Source organism: Yoonia sp. SDW83-1 (assembly GCF_046762885.1).
GTDB lineage: Bacteria > Pseudomonadota > Alphaproteobacteria > Rhodobacterales > Rhodobacteraceae > Yoonia.
This window is the reverse complement of record NZ_JBKQXO010000003.1, coordinates 310,509-328,395: the sequence shown is the minus strand read 5'-3', so window position 1 is coordinate 328,395 and position 17,887 is coordinate 310,509. Positions and strand designations below refer to the sequence as shown.

The 17,887-nt window shown below is 60.4% G+C and carries 15 protein-coding genes; 6 read left to right on the top strand and 9 right to left on the bottom strand.

Going from position 1 to position 17,887, the window contains the following annotated elements:
• Positions 1 to 50 precede the first annotated feature (50 nt).
• On the top strand, positions 51 to 1,331 hold the full coding sequence (locus ACFWW4_RS05860) for a DUF3422 family protein (RefSeq protein WP_411889989.1): 1,281 nt from the start codon (positions 51 to 53) through the stop codon (positions 1,329 to 1,331).
• On the opposite strand, the gene ACFWW4_RS05855 is transcribed toward ACFWW4_RS05860, so the two are convergent.
• The 6 genes from ACFWW4_RS05855 to ACFWW4_RS05830 form a co-directional block, all read right to left on the bottom strand.
• Complete coding sequence (locus tag ACFWW4_RS05855) at positions 1,328 to 2,692, bottom strand: MATE family efflux transporter (protein WP_411889988.1); 1,365 nt, start codon at positions 2,690 to 2,692, stop codon at positions 1,328 to 1,330. The two genes, ACFWW4_RS05860 and ACFWW4_RS05855, sit on opposite strands and share 4 nt — an antisense overlap.
• Before the next feature lie 51 nt (positions 2,693 to 2,743).
• Positions 2,744 to 3,742, bottom strand: coding sequence for an ABC transporter permease (locus tag ACFWW4_RS05850; RefSeq protein ID WP_411889987.1), 999 nt, complete (start codon positions 3,740 to 3,742; stop codon positions 2,744 to 2,746).
• Entirely contained in the window at positions 3,735 to 4,742 is a 1,008-nt protein-coding gene (locus ACFWW4_RS05845; protein ID WP_411889986.1) for an ABC transporter permease, read from the bottom strand. Before ACFWW4_RS05845 ends, ACFWW4_RS05850 begins: the two co-directional genes overlap by 8 nt.
• Before the next feature lie 77 nt (positions 4,743 to 4,819).
• Entirely contained in the window at positions 4,820 to 6,547 is a 1,728-nt protein-coding gene (locus tag ACFWW4_RS05840) for a peptide ABC transporter substrate-binding protein (RefSeq protein WP_411889985.1), read from the bottom strand.
• Between the two features lie 60 nt (positions 6,548 to 6,607).
• Positions 6,608 to 7,615 (bottom strand): ABC transporter ATP-binding protein, encoded by a 1,008-nt coding sequence (locus ACFWW4_RS05835; protein WP_411889984.1) that lies wholly within the window; start codon positions 7,613 to 7,615, stop codon positions 6,608 to 6,610.
• On the bottom strand, positions 7,608 to 8,612 hold the full coding sequence (locus ACFWW4_RS05830) for an ABC transporter ATP-binding protein (protein WP_411889983.1): 1,005 nt from the start codon (positions 8,610 to 8,612) through the stop codon (positions 7,608 to 7,610). The genes ACFWW4_RS05835 and ACFWW4_RS05830 overlap by 8 nt, the downstream gene beginning before the upstream one ends.
• Before the next feature lie 207 nt (positions 8,613 to 8,819).
• On the opposite strand from ACFWW4_RS05830, the gene argE reads away from it, so the two are divergent.
• The 4 genes from argE to ACFWW4_RS05810 are packed head-to-tail and all read left to right on the top strand — an operon-like array spanning position 8,820 to position 13,782.
• Positions 8,820 to 9,983, top strand: coding sequence for an acetylornithine deacetylase (gene argE / locus ACFWW4_RS05825; protein WP_411889982.1), 1,164 nt, complete (start codon positions 8,820 to 8,822; stop codon positions 9,981 to 9,983).
• The gene (locus ACFWW4_RS05820; RefSeq protein WP_411890008.1) at positions 9,983 to 11,320 is read left to right on the top strand and encodes an NAD(P)/FAD-dependent oxidoreductase; all 1,338 of its coding nucleotides are present in this window, start codon (positions 9,983 to 9,985) and stop codon (positions 11,318 to 11,320) included. The genes argE and ACFWW4_RS05820 overlap by 1 nt, the downstream gene beginning before the upstream one ends.
• Before the next feature lie 57 nt (positions 11,321 to 11,377).
• Entirely contained in the window at positions 11,378 to 12,544 is a 1,167-nt protein-coding gene (locus tag ACFWW4_RS05815; RefSeq protein ID WP_411889981.1) for a M20 aminoacylase family protein, read from the top strand.
• 44 nt (positions 12,545 to 12,588) lie between these two features.
• Positions 12,589 to 13,782, top strand: a complete 1,194-nt coding sequence (locus ACFWW4_RS05810; protein WP_411889980.1) for a hypothetical protein — start codon at positions 12,589 to 12,591, stop codon at positions 13,780 to 13,782.
• A gap of 11 nt (positions 13,783 to 13,793) precedes the next feature.
• Here ACFWW4_RS05810 and moaA read toward each other — a convergent pair whose 3' ends face one another.
• The gene (gene moaA, locus ACFWW4_RS05805) at positions 13,794 to 14,798 is read right to left on the bottom strand and encodes a GTP 3',8-cyclase MoaA (protein ID WP_411889979.1); all 1,005 of its coding nucleotides are present in this window, start codon (positions 14,796 to 14,798) and stop codon (positions 13,794 to 13,796) included.
• Positions 14,799 to 14,884: 86 nt separating this feature from the next.
• Here moaA and ACFWW4_RS05800 point away from each other — a divergent pair, with 86 nt between their 5' ends.
• Positions 14,885 to 15,367, top strand: coding sequence for a D-galactarate dehydratase (locus ACFWW4_RS05800; protein WP_411889978.1), 483 nt, complete (start codon positions 14,885 to 14,887; stop codon positions 15,365 to 15,367).
• 18 nt (positions 15,368 to 15,385) lie between these two features.
• Here ACFWW4_RS05800 and ACFWW4_RS05795 read toward each other — a convergent pair whose 3' ends face one another.
• Both ACFWW4_RS05795 and glmS read right to left on the bottom strand, forming a co-directional pair.
• A complete protein-coding gene (locus ACFWW4_RS05795; protein WP_411889977.1) occupies positions 15,386 to 16,066 on the bottom strand; it encodes a DNA alkylation repair protein in 681 nt (226 codons plus the stop codon).
• Positions 16,063 to 17,886, bottom strand: coding sequence for a glutamine--fructose-6-phosphate transaminase (isomerizing) (gene glmS / locus ACFWW4_RS05790; RefSeq protein WP_411889976.1), 1,824 nt, complete (start codon positions 17,884 to 17,886; stop codon positions 16,063 to 16,065). Before glmS ends, ACFWW4_RS05795 begins: the two co-directional genes overlap by 4 nt.
• Position 17,887 lies beyond the last annotated feature (1 nt).

The window sequence follows — 17,887 nt, the reverse complement described above, 5'->3', positions numbered from 1 at the left end:
CGCGAAACCCCGCTAGGTTGCAATCAAAGACAGTTGCAAAGGCGCCTCAAATGCCCCCGATTGCCGACCATCCGCTGCGTTATGCCATGGCCAATGAGCTTCATGCGCGGCCCTTTCCATCGGTCCCGGCACCAAGCCGGGCCGCCTATCTGGCAATAAAGCCGGCCAGCAACGCCGCCGGGCGCGACAGGGCCGCGGATCGTGCACACCTGATTGATCTGCTGGACCGGTTCGGGGCAAAGCATCCCGCGCCTGATGCAACGCATTATTTCGGCGAGATCGGCAAGCACACGCTGAAATGGGAAAGCCATACAGAATTTGTGACCTATACGATTTTTGGCGAAGGGGTGGCCGACCGGCCCTTTGATGCCGCGACCTTTGCCATATTCCCCGAGGATTGGCTGGCTACTGCACCGGGCACCCGCGTGACCTCTGCCCTGATCCGGGTTGAGGTGGCAGATGGCGACGAAGGGATTGCCGACAAGGTCAAGGACTGGATGGTGCCTGAAAGCCTCGCCATCAGCCGGGTGCTGGAGGATGATCTGGTGGTTGCCGGTGATTTCCGGATTGATCACGCAGGTCATATGCGTTTTGCCGTGTTTGCCCGCCCGCATGTGGGTGAGCGGCGTGTGGGTCGGGTTGTGCAGCGCCTGTGCGAGATCGAGACCTATAAGGCGATGTCGATGCTGGGTTTGTCGCGGGCGCGGTCGCTTGGCCCCCAGATGGCCAAGGTGGACACCACGCTGAGCAAGCTGCTGGGCGATATGTGCGGCCCGGTGGCGAACCCGGCGGATGTGCTGCAAAGCCTGCTGGAGGTGTCGGCAGAGTTGGAGAATACCGTGGCGCAATCATCCTTTCGCTTTGGCGCGACAGGGGCTTATGAGACGATTGTGAACCAGCGCATTGCTGTGCTGCGCGAAGAGCGTTTTGGCGGCAGGCAGACCTTTGGTGAGTTCATGATGCGCCGGTTTGATCCGGCGATGCGTACCGTCAAATCGACCGAGCGCCGGTTGCAGGCCATGTCGGAACGCGCGCTGCGCGCTGGCGATCTGCTGCGGACACGGGTGGATGTGGAACGGTCGGCGCAAAATCAGGAACTTTTGACCAGTATGGACAAGCGCGCCGATCTGCAATTGAGGTTGCAGCGCACGGTGGAAGGTTTGTCGGTTGTGGCGATTACCTATTACGCGGTCAATCTGGCCTTGTACGTGTTGGGGCCGCTGGAAACCGCATTTGGTGTATCAAAGACATTGTTGGCCGCAGGTGTCACCCCACTGATCCTGATACTGGTCTGGATGCTGGTCCAGCGGCTGCGCAAGCATCTTGACTAGGCGAAGGTCTCGCGCAGTGCTTTCGGGCGCAGCAGACCGGTTTTCCATGCCGCCCAGACCGCGCCTATTGCGGCGATGACATTGGCTGCAAAAGCCGCAAAGGTTATGCCAGTGAAGCTGAGCAGCGTGACACCCAGCCATGCGCCGGGCAGGTAGATCAGGAATATCCGGCCAAGGCTGAGGCTCATGGACCAGACGGCCTTGTCCCGTGCGTTCATGGCCGCGTTTGCCACGACCACAAACCCGTAGCCGAAGAGCGACCAGCCGACGATCCGCATATATGTCGCGGCATAGCCTGCTGCATCGGGATCAGACGCCAATAGTGACGCGATCTGTTGGGCGAAAACGGCCAGTAACAGCCCCACGACAACGCCGTATCCCAGACAAAAGGCAAAGGCCGCTTGCAGGGCCTGTGCGGCCCGGTCTTTCTGTTCTGCCCCCCAGTTTTGCCCGATCACGGGTCCAATCCCCGACGACAGCGCCAGCATTGGCACCAATGCGATTTGTTGCACGCGCGTTGCGGCACCAAAGCCGCCGACTGCCGCTTCGCCCACTGTGGCGACGGCTGCGGTGACCGCAGCCATACCGGCGGGGTTGATCGCGTTGGAAAAGGCCGCTGGTCCGCCGATTTTGGCAAGCCGCCATGCGGATTGGCCCAACCCCTTGAGCGGGTTTGCACAGAGATAGAGCATGCCTTTATGCAGTGCATAGGCAAATGCGACACCGGCGATGGAGGCCCGTGCGATGAAGGTCGCCAGTGCTGCCCCCTCGGTCCCCATTTGCGGGATCGGGCCGAAGCCGAAGATCAGTATCGGGTCCAGCCCTACATTGATTACCGCAGAGATGACCATGAGTGTCGCGGATACATTGCTGTCGCCATGCGACCGGAAAATCGCATTGACCAGCATCATGAGGACCAGAAAGGGGAATGACGCGCACCACCATGGCATGAACAGCGCGATCTCGGCCATGACGGCTTCGTTCGCCCCGAGCAGTTTGAAGAGCGGTGGGAAGGTGAAAAAGAAGGCGGCAGCGCCAATCAGGGATAGGACGACCGCGATGCTGACGGCATGGAAGGCCAGACGCGCCGCCTTGGCATCATCATCGCCTGCGCCGATCGCCTGACTGACCAGTGCGTTGGCCCCCGCCGACAGCCCAATCGACAGGGATGTCACGGCAGCGGTCACAGGATAGATGAACCCAACGGCTGCCAGTGGCGCGCCGCCCAATTGCCCAAGGAAATATGCGTCAGCCAACCCGACGCTGAGCACAGCAAGGATGCCGATGACCATGGGGGCTGACATCAGCGCCAGCGCTTGCCACACCGGGCCCTTGGTCAGATCACGAGTATTTTCCGCCATGGGGTCCCCTTTGCCGTGGGACACTAAAGCACGAGAGACGATATGGTTCCGTCATAGCCCCCGAATGCGCGGATCAAGCGCGTCGCGCAGCCCATCACCGATATAGTTGACCGACAGAACCGTCAGCGAGATCGCCAGCCCCGGCCAGATGACCCGTTCGGGGAAGGCCGTCATCCGGTCAACGCTGTCGAACAGGATCTTGCCCCATGTGGGGAAATCGGACGGAAAGCCAAGCCCGAGGAAGGACAGCGCGCTTTCGGTGATAATGGCGGTGGCCAGCCCCAGTGTGGCCGAGACCATGATGGGTGACAGCACATTGGGCAGCAGGTGCCGTGTGATCATCCGCCGTGCCGGTGTTCCGATGGAGCGCGCTGCGAGCACGAATTCCCGTTCTTTCAGTGCCATCACGTCGCCGCGCACGATGCGGGCGGTCTGCATCCAGGATGTGATCCCGATGCCTGTCACGATCAGGATGAAGATCCCGTTTTCCGGCCCGAATGCCGCGCGCAGCGGATCGCGGAACAAGAGCATCATAACCAGCAGCAATGGCAGCAGAGGCAGGGCGAGCACCAGATCGGTGAAGCGCATCAGAAGCCCGTCAAGCCTGCGGAAATACCCTGCCAGCACGCCGATGGTAGTGCCCAGAAGCAAGGCCAGGACCATTGCCGTCCAACCGACGGCGAGCGAAATCCGACCGCCTTGCATGATATTGGCCATGATATCCCGGCCCAGATTGTCGGTGCCCATGGGGTTGCCCCAGCTGACCTTGGCGCTGCTGTCGAAGAGGCCCATATAGATCGGACGCACATCCTTGTTACGGATATCCAGCTTGCCCGGGTCCACATCCCAGATCAGCGGGCCCACGGTGACGAAAAGCGTGATGAAGGTCAGAAAGATCAGTCCGAAGACGGCCCCTTTGTGGGTCTTGAACTGATCCCAGACATCGAGCCACTGGTTGCGCGGCTTGTCGACCTTGAGTTTGGGGGGTGCGACCGGATCGCCGGATGGCAGCAGGTTGTCGGCAGAGGCTTGGGGTGCGCGATCAGTCATAGCGGATCCTCGGGTCCAGAATGCCGTAGAGGATATCGGCAATCAGGTTCATCAGCACGATCAGGATCGCGAGCAGGAAGGTGATCGTCATCACCATCGGGATGTCGGACCCTTGCAGCGCGATAATCAGAAGTTGCCCCAGCCCGTTCACCTTGAAGATCTGTTCGGTGATGATGGCCCCACCGAAGATCGACGGAATGCCAAGGGCGATGACCGTGACAACCGGGATCATGGAGTTGCGCAGCACATGTTTCAGCACGACGACGCTTTCCGACATGCCCTTGGCCCGCGCGGTGCGCACGTAATCCTGCCCCAGATTGTCCAGCATGGAGGCCCGCATGTACCGGCTGACCTGAGCAGTCGTCTGCAGGGCCAGTACCATGACCGGCATGACCATCTGCTGCAGCTGGATTTTGAAACTGGCCCAGTCATCGACCACATGGGTCGTGTCGTAGATCGAGGGCAGCCATTTGAGTTGCACTGAAAAGATCACGATGAGCAGGACGCCGGAAAAGAAGGGCGGGACCGAAAAGCCGATCATGCTGATGAACGTCCCCGCCTGATCAAAGACCGAATATTGCCGGTAGGCGCTGATGATCCCGATGGGCAGGGCGATCAGGACGCCCACCACATAGGACATGCCCACGACCCACAGTGTCTGGGGCAGGCGTTCGGCGATGGTGTCAAAAACCGGGCTGCGCGACTGGAAGCTGATGATCCGCTGCGCCCCATCGGCGAAATTGGTGCCGAAGGCGTTGTCGATCCAGTATTGCGGTTCGACGATGAAAAACTGGTTCAGCCAGAGGGGGAAGCGGATGTACCACGGCTCGCCCAGGCCAAGTGCTTCACGCATTTGTTGCCGCACATCGGGCGGGATTGTGAGCGGCATGCTGGCCATCGGATCGCCCGGGGCGAGTTCCAGCAGCATGAAGATGACAAAAGCAATGAACAAAAGCGTCGGGATCGACACGAGCAATCTGCGAAGGGTATAGGTCAGCATTGCGACGCCTTGGTTAATAGCTTTGCGGTTGAAGAGTGCCCGTCCCGGAGCGATGCCCCGGAACGGGTGTTTCTTGCTTAGCGGTTGTCGCCGATGCGATACCAATCGGAGACATTCCACAGCTCGGAATCCCAGGTGTTCAGGATCACACCGCCCAGGCTGTTGGCATGTGCCGACACACGGCCACGATCGACCAGCGGGACGATTGTCATGCTGTCTTTGGTCAGCATGTCATTCATCTGTTTGGCCAGTTCGGCGCGCTGTGCGATATCAGCGGTCTGGGCCAGTTCATCAATCAGGGCGTCATATGCCGGATCGCAGAACCGGTTGATGTTTTCGCCCTGCCACTGGCTGTCAGGCTTGGGTTCGTTGCCGCAGCGATACATGGCCAGATAAGGCTGTGGATCGGTGCCGTCGAAGTTGTTGGCGTACATTTCGACATCTGCATAGAACTTCTGGAACGTATCAGGCGAGCCTGGGTCACCCCCGAAGAACACAGAGGCGTCGATGTTGCGCAGTTCGGTCTCGACACCGATCTCGCTCCACCATTCCTTGATCAGGGCCTGGAAGTCCTGACGCACAGCGTTGGTCGAAGTCTGGTAGAGGATACGCAGTTCCACACCATCCTTTTCACGGATGCCGTCACCGTTGCTGTCGACCCAGCCTGCTTCGTCGAGCAGCGCCTTGGCGCCATCGATATCCTGCGTCAGGCAGCCAGTGTTGTCAGAGGCATAGATCTCCGGCCCGGGCACCAGGTTACAGGTTGGGCGGCCTGCCTGACCATAGCCGACCTCAACCAGCAATTCGCGGTCGATGGCCATGGACAGGGCACGACGCACCGCCTCATCGCTCAGGAACGGATGCGGGTGTGCAACCGTGGAGCGTTCGCCTTCGGCCAGATCGGGTGATGGGTTGGTCAGGTTCATTTCCAGACGCTCAACCAGTGTACCAAAGGCTGATACAGGTGTGCCGACGCCAGCCTCTGCCATGGAGGCGATCACATCGGGGGCCAGTTGCAGGTTCCAGGCGTAATCAAATTCGCCGGTTTCCAGAACCGAGCGACCGGCTGCTGTCGCATCGCCGCCACCTTTGAAGGTCAGTGACGCAAAGGCGGGTTTGTTTGGATCGCGGTAGTTTTCATTCGCCACGCCGGTCCAGACGTCATTGGTCCGGAATTCGGTCACAACGAAAGGGCCGGTCCCGATTGGCATGAAGTTGGCATCGGTGCATTCAGGTGCACGCGCGCCTGTGCATTCGGCAAACTGGGCTGCCTGAATGATGGGTGACTGACCACCCATGAACGGGCCATAGGGGTTCGGGGTCGGCTTGTCGAAGGTGACGGTGACCGTCAGGTCATCGACAATCTCGACATTTTCGACGCCATCGAATTTGGCCAGCTGCGCGCAGCCGCCTTCGGGGTCCATGCAGTAGTCGGCAGTGAATTTCACATCAGCCGAGGTGACGGGCGTGCCATCGGACCAGACCAGGCCTTCTTTCAACTTCCAGGTGATCTGTGTCAGATCCTCGCTGACCCCGCCATTGGCGACGGTCGGGATTTCCTGCGCCAGGAAAGGAACCGGCGCGCCGGTTTCGTTATAGCGACCCAACGGTTCGATCACGAGGCTGGCCGCCTCAATTTCCTTGGTTCCGCCGGACAGGTAGGGGTTCAGAATGGATGGCGCCTGCCAATAGATAATCTTGAGTTCGCCGTCGCGGGCGCGTTCGCCTTCATGCGCGTCGGCAAAAGCCATCGGCGCAAGGGCGACACAGGCCGCAGCACCCATCAGGGCTGTTTTGAGTTTCATGTTTTTTCTCTCCTTGTTGGTCTTCATGTTGTTTGTGCTCTTGGCCTCGGGACCTGCGGTTCAGCCCGCAGTGTCGTTTTCTTCGTTAAAGAGGTGGCAGGCCGTGAAACGGCCCGGTCGCACCTCCCGGTATTCGGGGTCGATCTGTTTGCAGATATCCATCACCGACGGGCAGCGGGTGCAGAAATTGCAGCCTTGCGGCGGGTTGGAGGGGGAGGGCACGTCGCCTTGCAGTATGATGCGTTCGGTCGTGGCGGCGAGGCTGGGGTCGGGTTCGGGGACCGCTGACAGCAGCGCCTTGGTGTAGGGGTGCAGCGGGTCGGCATAAAGCGCCTCGCGCGGGGCGAGTTCGACCACCTTGCCCAGATACATGACCGCCACGCGGGTGGCGATGTGCCGGACCATGGACAGGTCGTGGCTGATAAAGAGATAGGTCAGCCCAAACTGTTCCTGCAGGTCTTCGAGCAGGTTGACGACCTGCGCCTGGATGGACACGTCCAGTGCCGCAATCGGTTCATCGCAGACGATGAATTTCGGGTTGAGCGCCAGCGCGCGGGCGATCCCGATCCGCTGCCGCTGCCCGCCGGAAAAGGCGTGTGGGTAGCGTTTGGCAAATTTGCGGTTGAGCCCCACCGCATCCATCAACTCGCCGACCTTTTCACGCTTTTCGGCCTCGGACAGTTTGGTGTGTTCGTCGAGAGGTTCCTTGATGATCGCCTCGACCGTCATGCGTGGGTTGAGCGATGCCTGTGGGTCCTGAAACACCATCTGCATGGTGGGGCGCATGCTGCGCAATTGCGGCTGCGGTGTGCTGCCGATTTCGCGGTTGTCGATGGTGATAGACCCGGAGGTGATATCGTAAAGCCGCAGTACGGCCCGCCCGCAGGTGGATTTGCCACAGCCGGATTCGCCGACCAGACCGAGTGTTTCGCCTTCCATGACGTCGAAGCTGACACCATCGACGGCCTTCACCTCGCCCACGCGCCGGCGGAACAGGCCCGCATAGATCGGGAAATGCATCTTGAGGTCGCGCACGCTGACCAATGGTTTGGTGGTCTGGTCAAGCATCGCGTGGTGCCCCCGTGCGTGCGTCGAAGAAGCAGGCCGCATCGTGCCCGTGGCCCACATCATAACGTGGTGGGTTTTCACGCTCGCACCGGTCGAACGCCACATCGCAGCGTTCGCGGAACGGGCAAGCGTAGGGTGGGCCAACCATCAGGGGCGGTTGTCCTTCGATCACGGTCAGACGGGCGGCCCGTTCGCCATGGATTGTGGGGATCGTCTTGAGCAGGGCGCGGGTATAGGGGTGCTGCGGATTGCCGAAGAGTTCCTTGACCGGGGCGTGTTCAACGACTTGTCCGCCATACATCACCATCACACGGTCAGCGATGCCTGCGATCACTCCCAGATCATGGGTGATCCAAATCACGGCCATGCCCAGTTTGCTGCGCAATTCCTTCATCAATTCAAGGATTTGCGCCTGAATAGTCACGTCGAGTGCTGTTGTGGGTTCATCCGCGATCAGCACCTGCGGGTCGCAGGCCAGTGCGATGGCGATCATGACGCGCTGGCGCATCCCGCCGGAAAACTGGTGCGGGTAGTCCTGCAGGCGGCGCTCGGCGTCCGGGATACCGACCAGTTCAAGCAGTTCCTGCGCGCGATTGGCGGCATCACGTTTGTTGAGCCCCATGTGCTTGCGCAGCGGCTCCATGATCTGCAGCCCAACGTTGTAAACCGGGTTCAGCGATGTCATCGGGTCCTGAAAAACGAACCCGATCTTGCCGCCCCGCACAGACCGCAGGGTTTCGGCGTCGACTTTCAACAGGTCCTTGCCGTCAAAGCTGACGGTACCGCCCCGGATATCGGCGGGTGGTGAGGGCAGCAGGCCCAAGAGCGACATCATGGTGACGGATTTGCCGGAGCCGCTTTCGCCGACAACGCCAAGCAACTCACCCGGTTTCAAATCAAAGCTGACATCATTAACCGCGTGCACTTCGCCCGCGCGCGTTTTGAACACAGTTTTGAGGTCCCGGACATCCAGAACAGGCAGCGCCCCATCGGGCATATAGAACCTCCCAGGTGGTTCACGTTTCTTGTTGTTAGCTGCAGCTTTATGCTTTTGCGCAGCAATTGGGCGAACGGTAGCATCAATTTCGGAACCCGCAACCCGATTCCTGTTTACGATCGGTGCGGTTAGCCGCAAGACTGTCGATGCGGGACTGTTACGCAACCGCATGTGGCGTTTGGCTGCAATTATAGCACGAAAGGGAACATGATGACGCTGACTGCCCGAGACCTGATGGATCGTCTGGTGGGGTTTCCGACCGTCAGTCGTGACAGCAATCTTGATCTGATTGATTTTGTTGAGGATTATTTGTCCGGCTTTGGCGTCGCATCGACCCGGGTTCCGAATGAGGATGGCACGAAGGCTGCCCTTTATGCCCATATCGGGCCGGAGGTGGATGGCGGTGTTGTTCTTTCGGGCCATACCGATGTGGTTCCCGTCGATGGGCAGGCCTGGGATACGGACCCGTTCACGGTGACCGAACGTCAGGGCAAACTGTACGGGCGCGGCACTTGTGACATGAAAGGTTTTGATGCGCTGGCCCTGTCGGCGGTGCCGCTGGCCCTTGAACGTGGCATCAAGCGCCCGCTGCAAATCGCGCTGAGTTATGACGAAGAAGTCGGTTGCGTCGGTGCGCCCCCGATGATTGACCACATGGTCAGCCACGGCTTGCCCCGCGCCGATACCGTGCTGGTGGGTGAGCCATCGATGATGAAGGTGGTGACCGGCCATAAGGGCGGCATCGGCTACAAGATGCATTTTCGCGGCTTCGAGGTGCATTCGTCGCTGGCCCCGCAGGGTGTCAGCGCGATCATGATGGCCGCCAAGCTGATCAACTGGGCCAATGAGGTGAATGCCGAAAACGCAGCCAAGACCCCGTCTGATCTGGCTGCGGATTTTGTGCCCCCTTATACGACGTTGCACATTGGCACGATCAGCGGCGGCACCGCCCACAACATCACCGCCAAGGATTGCTATTTCGGTTTCGATTTCCGCATCGTACCTGGTGAGGATATTGGCGCATGGCAGGCCCGTTTCATGGAAAAAGTGGCCGAGATCGAAACCGAGATGAAAGCCGTTCGGCCAGAGGCGGGGATTGCCGCAGAACAGTATTTCAGCGTCCCCGGTCTGCGCCCCGAAGAGGATGGCAAGGCCGAGGCCATGATCCGCCGCCTGACCGGTGACAATGCCAGCCATGTCGTCAGTTACGGCACCGAGGCCGGGCAGTTTCAGGAACGCGGCTATTCTGCGGTGATCTGCGGCCCCGGTGATATTGCGCAGGCGCATCAGCCCAATGAATTCATCACCGTCGATCAGTTCCGGCAGGGTGAGGCGTTTATTGGCAGACTGGTGGACATGCTGGCAGAGTGATGTTTCCGATCCATGCCGGGCAACCGGCGGCATTTGCGCCTGATCTGCCTGCGTCGACCGATGTTGTTGTGATTGGCGGCGGTATCATCGGTGTGATGACCGCGTGGGAACTGGCCCGTTCAGGCAGCCGCGTGGTGCTGCTGGAAAAGGGCCGGATCGCGGGCGAACAATCGTCGCGCAATTGGGGGTGGATTCGCGCGCAAGGCCGCGATCTGGCTGAATTGCCCATTGTGCTTGAGGCGCTGCGGATGTGGCCCGCGATTGCCAAGGATGCTGGTGATATAGGGCTGAAGCAGACCGGCACGCTGTATCTGGCGAACAGCCAGGACGAGCTGGCCGGGTATCAGCGGTGGCTTGACGATGCCGCGGCTTATCAGCTGAGCAGTCGGATTGTGTCGGCGTCCGAGGTCGCTGCGATGATGCCCGCCGCCATGTCGCGCTGGGCCGGTGCGTTATATACACCCACCGATATGCGCGCCGAACCTTGGGTAGCCGTCCCCGCCTGCGCCAGGGCAGCGGAACGGGCAGGGGCCGTGATTGTTGAGGATTGCGCCGTCCGTCTGCTGGATATCGAGGCCGGGCGGGTCACAGGTGTGATCACCGAAAAGGGCCGGATCAAGGCCGGGGCTGTGGTGCTGGCAGGTGGGGCATGGTCATCGCTGTTGCTGCTCCGTCATGGTGTCAGCATTCCACAGCTTTCGGTCCGGGCGACGGTGGCGCAGACCGAACCGATGCCCGACATCTATGCAGGCGGTGCTGTGGACCGCAGGCTGGCCTGGCGACGCCGCAGCGATGGCGGCTATACACTGGCGGCGGCGGATTATCATGAATTGTTTGTGGGCCCCGATGCCCTGCGCGCGTTTCGCAGGTTCGTTCCGCAACTGATCAGGGATCCGTTGGGCACCCGCATTCTGCCTGCCGCGCCGCAAGGCTATCCCGATGCGTGGGGGACGCCACGACGATGGTCTGGCGACGCCGTCAGCCCGTTTGAGCGGATGCGCATCCTAAACCCGACCCCGCGCGCGGCCAAGGTTGCGGAACTGGCGCGTTGGTTCAGCGCCACTTTTCCCGATCTGGGACCGACGACGATCAGGACCGCCTGGGCGGGGATGATTGATATCATGCCTGATGTGGTTCCTGTGGTGGATCGCTGTGACGCCTTGCCGGGCCTGACGATCTGCACGGGGATGAGCGGGCATGGCTTTGGCATCGGGCCCGCGATGGGGCGCATCGCGGCCCGGCTGGCAACCGGGCAGGACCCGGGCCACGACCTGACCCGGTTTCGGTTGTCGCGATTTTCGGATGGTAGTCGGCTGGTGTCTGGTCCCAGCCTCTAGCAACGCGCGCAAACTGGTCTATGTTGGGCTTAGACCGATCAAACCCCAGAGGATGCCATGCCCGTCAAAAACCGCTTTGCTGAACTGCTGCCCGAAATCACCGCATGGCGACGTGACCTGCATGAAAATCCCGAGATCCTGTTCGAGACGCACCGCACCTCGGCCATTGTGGCGGACAAGTTGAAGGAGTTCGGATGTGATGAGATTGTCACCGGGATCGGCCGGACCGGTGTTGTGGGTGTGATCAATGGCAAGTCGGACAGTTCGGGCAAGGTGATTGGCCTACGCGCCGATATGGATGCCCTGCCGATCCACGAACAGACGGGTCTGGATTACAAATCCAAGGTGGATGGCGCTATGCATGCCTGCGGCCATGACGGGCATACCGCGATGTTGTTGGGGGCTGCGAAATATCTGGCCGAGACCCGCAATTTTGATGGCAAGGTTGTCGTGATCTTTCAGCCGGCCGAAGAGGGCGGCGGCGGCGGCAAGGAAATGTGCGATGACGGCATGATGGAGCGTTTCGGCATTCAGGAAGTATACGGCATGCATAACTGGCCGGGTCGTCCCGCAGGTACATTTGCCATTCGTCCCGGCGCATTCTTTGCGGCCACCGATCAGTTTGACATCACGATTGAGGGCAAGGGGGGCCATGCCGCCAAGCCGCATGAGACGGTAGATTCGACCCTAGTTGCGGCCCATGTGATCACTGCGCTGCAATCCATTGCCAGCCGCAATGCTGACCCTGTGGATCAGATCGTGGTGTCGGTCACGTCGATTGAATCGTCCTCAAAGGCGTTCAACGTGATTGCCCAACGGGTCGATATGAAAGGCACAGTGCGTACCATGTCACCAGAGATGCGCGATCTGGCGGAGGATCGTCTGAAGGCCATTTGCACCGGGGTTGCTGCCAGTTTCGGCGCGACTGCAGAGGTGACCTATTATCGCGGCTATCCTTGCATGGTGAACCATGAGGACCAGACGGCCTTTGCCGCCGATGTCGCAAAGTCGGTGTCTGGCGATTGCGAATATGCCCCGCTGGTCATGGGCGGTGAGGATTTCGCCTTTATGCTGGAAGAACGTCCGGGGGCTTACATTCTTGTGGGCAACGGCGACACCGCATCTGTGCATCACCCGGAATATGATTTCAACGACGAAGCAATCCCGGCGGGATGTTCCTGGTGGGCCGAGATTGTGGAGCAGCGGATGCCTGCGGCGAACTAGGGCAGATACGTCCCTGCATTTTTATGTCTTAAAGAGAAGTATACATGATGTCGCTATGTCGATTGACGGTTTTGGCGAGCGCAGCTTGCCTGATATTGAGTGGCCCGGTGCTGGGTCAATCCGACGAAATGCTGATGATCGACAACCCGTTCTTTGATGAACGCGGTGGTGGTGAATTTGGCCGGTCTGTGGCCATTGCAGGCGATCAGGTTCTTGTTGGTGCCCCGCTTGCGCGTGATGAAGAAGGCGTTGAGGCGGGCCTTGCCTATCTGTTCGATGGTGCAACCGGTGATTTGGTTCACGTCCTCGAAGGTGAAGCACCGGGTCCGATCGGGTTGATCGGTTTTTCGGTCGCTGCCGCCAATGGGTTGAGCCTTGTTGGTGGTTATGGCGATGATCCGGCTGGCGTATTCGAAAGCTTTGCCGGGGCGGCGTATGTTTTCGACAATGCGACTGGTGAAAGGCTGCACAAGTTCACCAACCCGGTGGATGATGGATCGACCAATTTCGGCAATGCCGTCGCGCTTTCGGAAAGATACGCATTAATTGGCGCGCCAAAATCCGGCGCGGCAGGTCAGGCGTTTTTGTTTGATGTTGAAAGCGGAGCACATCTGCAAACTTTTGAGATGCCCGATGACTCAAGCGATGCAGGTTTTGGCGATGCGGTTGCTGTCGCGGATGGTCTGGCTGTCATCTCTGCCCGTTTGGACGGACAGGTTGGTGCTGTCTTTGTCTTTGATACCACGTCGGGTGATCTGTTGCGGACGATCCCCAACCCGACACCAGCCGGCTATGACAATTTCGGGGAAGAAATCGCGCTAGCGGGTGAGAACCTCCTGATTGGCGCCTGCGGTGATGATAACTATCCTGGTGGTGCGGCCTATCTGTTTGATGTCCAGACGGGCGAGCAGCGTCGGGTTTTTGTTCATCCTGAGGAGGCAGAGGGTTTTATCTGCTTTGGAGAAGGGATCAGCTTGAGCCGTGATCATGCCGTTGTTAGCGCTTTTTTCGGTGGCGGGCAGGGTAGCGGCCCTTTCAAGGCTGAGGTGCTGATCTTCGCACTCGACACCGGCGAACTTGTCGATCGTCATACCCTCATCAATCAAGCGGCGGAGGGGTCGCCTTATGACGTATCGACTGCCCTTGCATCTGATCAACTGGCAATTGCGATCAGCATGGATGATCGTCAGGGCTCTCGGGCCGGATCTGCTTATGTTTTGCCTATCCCGTCGCAGTAGGCTTTGCGGGGTTAGCCGCCTGTGTGCGACATATGCCTGCTGACTTGCCCGTCGACCTGCTGGCGGGAGTAGTCGAAATCGTGGCCTTTGGGTTTGAGCGCGATGGCGGCCCGGATGGCGGTTTCGAGTTCGGCGTCGGCCTCTGACGCGCGTAGTGGGTCGCGCAGGTCGGAATGACCTTCCTGACCCAGACAGGTGTAGATTTCGCCGGTGCAGGTGATCCGCACGCGGTTGCAGCTTTCGCAGAAATTATGGGACAGCGGGGTGATGAAGCCGACTTTCTGCCCGGTGCTGTCCATGCGCACATAGCGGGCCGGGCCGCCGGTGTTTTCCGGCAGATCGGTGAGGGGGGACCGGGTTTCAAGGCGCGCGCGCAGGTCCTTGAGGGACCAGTATTGGCCCAGCCGATCCTCGTTGCCGAGATCGCCCATTGGCATGACCTCGATAAAGGTGAGGTCGATGTCGCGTGAGGCGCACCAGTCGGTCAGGTCGAACAGTTCGTCTTCATTGAAGCCTTGCAAGGCGACGGTGTTGATCTTGACCCGCAGCCCGGCCTTTTGTGCCGCGTCGATCCCCCGCAAGACCTGGGGCAGGCGGCCCCAGCGGGTGATCTGGGCGAATTTCGCCTCGTTCAATGTATCAAGCGAGACGTTGATGCGGCGGACGCCTGCCGCAAAAAGATCATCGGCGAATTTTTCGAGCTGGCTGCCATTGGTGGTGAGCGTCAGTTCGCGCAACGCGCCGCTGTCCAGATGCCGCGACATGGCGCGGAAGAATGTCATGATATCGCGCCGCACCAGCGGTTCACCCCCGGTGATCCGCAGCTTTTTCACCCCAAGCCGGATGAATGCGGAACACATTCTGTCCAGCTCTTCCAGCGTCAGCAGTTCCTTTTTCGGCAGGAACGTCATGTTTTCGGACATGCAATAGACGCAGCGGAAATCGCAGCGGTCGGTGACCGAGACGCGCAGATATTCGATGGCGCGGGCGAAGGGATCAATCAATGGGGCAGTCATGCGGCCACGTTAAGGATGGGCGCGCGGCTGCGCAAGCGGCAAGCCTGCTATTGAATGACAGAGCGGTCGCACATAACGTCTGGTTTATGAAAAACGCCCTTTTGATCCTTCCGCTTTTTGCGCTTGCCGGTTGCGCGTCGCCATCCATGCAAGGTCTGTTTGGCAATACGGCCACCGATCCGACGGTTGCTGCAGTTCCGGCCCCGACGCTGGACCCTACGCCGCCACCGCCACCGCCAACCAATGCCACAACGGTGGAACAGTTTGACACCACGACAGACGAGGACCGGGCCGAGGCCACGGCGGTGGAGGTATCAAGCGCCGAGCAGAGTTTGGGCACGACGATCGCGTCACTGGGCCCACCGACCGAGCCGGGGATTTGGCTGAAGACACCGTTGGTTACGACGCTGACCGAGGGCCGCGTGGAATATCAGGGCAAGTCGATCAATATCGAGTTGCGCCCGTCTGGCGGTGCTGCCGGGTCGGGGAGCCAGATCAGTCTGGCGGCCATGCGGTTGCTGGATGCGCCGCTGACGGGGCTGCCGGAGATTGCGGTTTTTGCACGGTAGGATGGGTCAAGACCCATCTTACGGGAGCTTCCGTCCCGCCTCTTTCGCCGCGAAGGGTTTCATTGCATCTGCATACTTTTCCAAAAACGCCCGGACCCGTGCCGGGTCGTGTTTTGAGAGTTCGCGTAGCCACCAGGCGATGGCTTTCTGGATGAACCAATCGTGGTCGGTCACATAGGAGGCCGCCCAGCCGAGGATGCGGTCGCGGGTGGCGAGTTCATCCGGTTTGGGGTGGTTCTGTTTGGTCCAGGGGAGCGTCATGACGAGGGCGGCCCGCCGGGTCCACATGTGGTCTGATGTTGTCCAAGTCTCGACCGTGTCGAGCCGTGAGGGATCGGCGACTAGCCGTTTCTGTCCGGCGATGCTGGCGTGATCAGCGATGGCCCATGCGTCGAAATCGGGCACCCAAGAGGTGATCAGGCCCCATGCGCCCTGATCATCCGGACGAATGCGGGCTTGCGTCAGCAGTTTGGCCGCAGCGATGCGCCCTTCATGGGTGTTGCCTTTCCAGAGCCCGTGCGCCAACGCCAGCCGCGTGTCGAGGTCGGTTGCCGCCCGCCATTCCTTGACGAAGGCGTCGATCTGCGGATTGGCGACGCCCAGATAAGGGCGGTCGACCTTGTGGTAGCGATGCATTTCGGCCGCTTTCGCCGGGTCGCCCGCGGCGCGGAGCAGGGCGGTGGCCTGTTTTGGCGTCACTCGACCGTCACCGATTTGGCGAGGTTGCGGGGTTGATCCACATCCGTGCCCTTGGCGATGGCCGTATGATAGGCCAGTAGCTGGGCTGGGATCGCGTAGAGGATCGGGGCGAGGAAGGGGTCGATTTCGGGCATCAGGATGGTGTCCCAGACGCCGTCGCCAGCTTCTTTCGCGCCTTGCCGGTCGGTGATGAGGAGGACCTTGCCGCCGCGTGCCATGACCTCTTGCATGTTTGACACTGTCTTGTCGAAGAGCGCGTCGCGGGGGGCCATGACGATGACGGGGACGTGTTTGTCGACCAGCGCGATGGGCCCGTGTTTGAGTTCGCCGGATGCGTAAGCTTCGGCGTGTATATAGCTGATTTCCTTGAGTTTTAGCGCCCCTTCGAGAGCAAGCGGGTACATCGCGCCGCGCCCCAGGAACAGGATGTCGCGTGCTTCGGCCAGTTTGCGCGAGACGCTGCTGGTTTTCTCTTCAATCCCCAAGGCGAGGTTCAGAATGCCGGGCATCGCGCGCAGGGCGGAGAGTTTATCGGCGAGTTCTGCATCGCTGATCCGGCCGCGCACATGTGCCGCGTGCAGGACCAGAATGGCCAGCGTGGTCAGCTGGCAGGTGAAGGCCTTGGTCGAGGCAACACCGATTTCGGTCCCTGCGAGGATCGGCAAGGGCAGGTCGCTTTCGCGCGCGATGGAGCTTTCGGGGACATTAACGACCGATACGATCTTGTCGGCCTTGCCATCCATATAGCGCAGGGCGGCGAGCGTGTCGGCGGTTTCACCGGATTGGCTGACGAACAGCGCGACTGTGCCCTTGGTCACCGGCGGTTCGCGATAGCGGAATTCCGACGCGACATCGACCTCGACCGGAATGCCGGCGATCTGTTCGAACCAGTATTTCGCAACAAGGCAGGCGTAGAACGCGGTGCCGCAGGCGACCATTGTCAACCGTTCGATTTTCGCGAAATCGAGGCCGGGGTCGGGCAGGGTGACGGCGGTGCCGTCCGCGTTGATGTAATGCGCCAGCGCGCCTTGCAGCACAGTCGGCTGTTCGGCGATTTCCTTGGCCATGAAATGTTTGTAACCCGCCTTGTCGACTTGGGCGGTGTCGATCTGGATCACCTTGAGCGCGCGGTTGGCGATGTTGCCTTCGCGGTCGCGGATTTCGACAGAGGTGCGGGTAACGACAGCCCAGTCGCCTTCCTCCAGATAGGTGATCCGGTCGGTCATGGGGGCCAGGGCGATGGCGTCGGAGCCCACGAACATTTCACCGTCGCCATGGCCGATGGCGAGGGGGGAGCCTTTACGGGCGGCGATCAGCAGGTCGTCTTCGCCGTCGAAGAGAAAGCAGAGCGCATAGGCCCCTTCGAGCCGCGCTATGGTTTGCGCCGCCGCATCGCGCGGGCCGAGCCCCTGATCGATGTAATACTGCGCCAGCAGGGCGACGGTTTCGGTGTCGGTGTCGGTCTCAAAACCGATCCCCTTTTCGGCCAGAAACGCGCGGAGTTCGCGGAAATTTTCGATGATCCCGTTATGGACGACGGCCACGCCGCCCGCCCGGTGAGGGTGGGCGTTGCCCACATTGGGCGCGCCATGGGTCGCCCAGCGAGTGTGGCCGATCCCGGCCTTGCCGGGCAGGGGGTCATGCACGAGCAAATCGCTGAGGTTGACCAGTTTGCCGACCGCCCGCCGCCGGTCGAGCCGGAGGTTGTTGATTGTTGCGATCCCGGCGCTGTCATAGCCACGATATTCGAGCCGTTTCAGCGCCTCGACCAGAATGGGGGCGGCTTCGTGATTACCCAGAACGCCAACAATACCGCACATA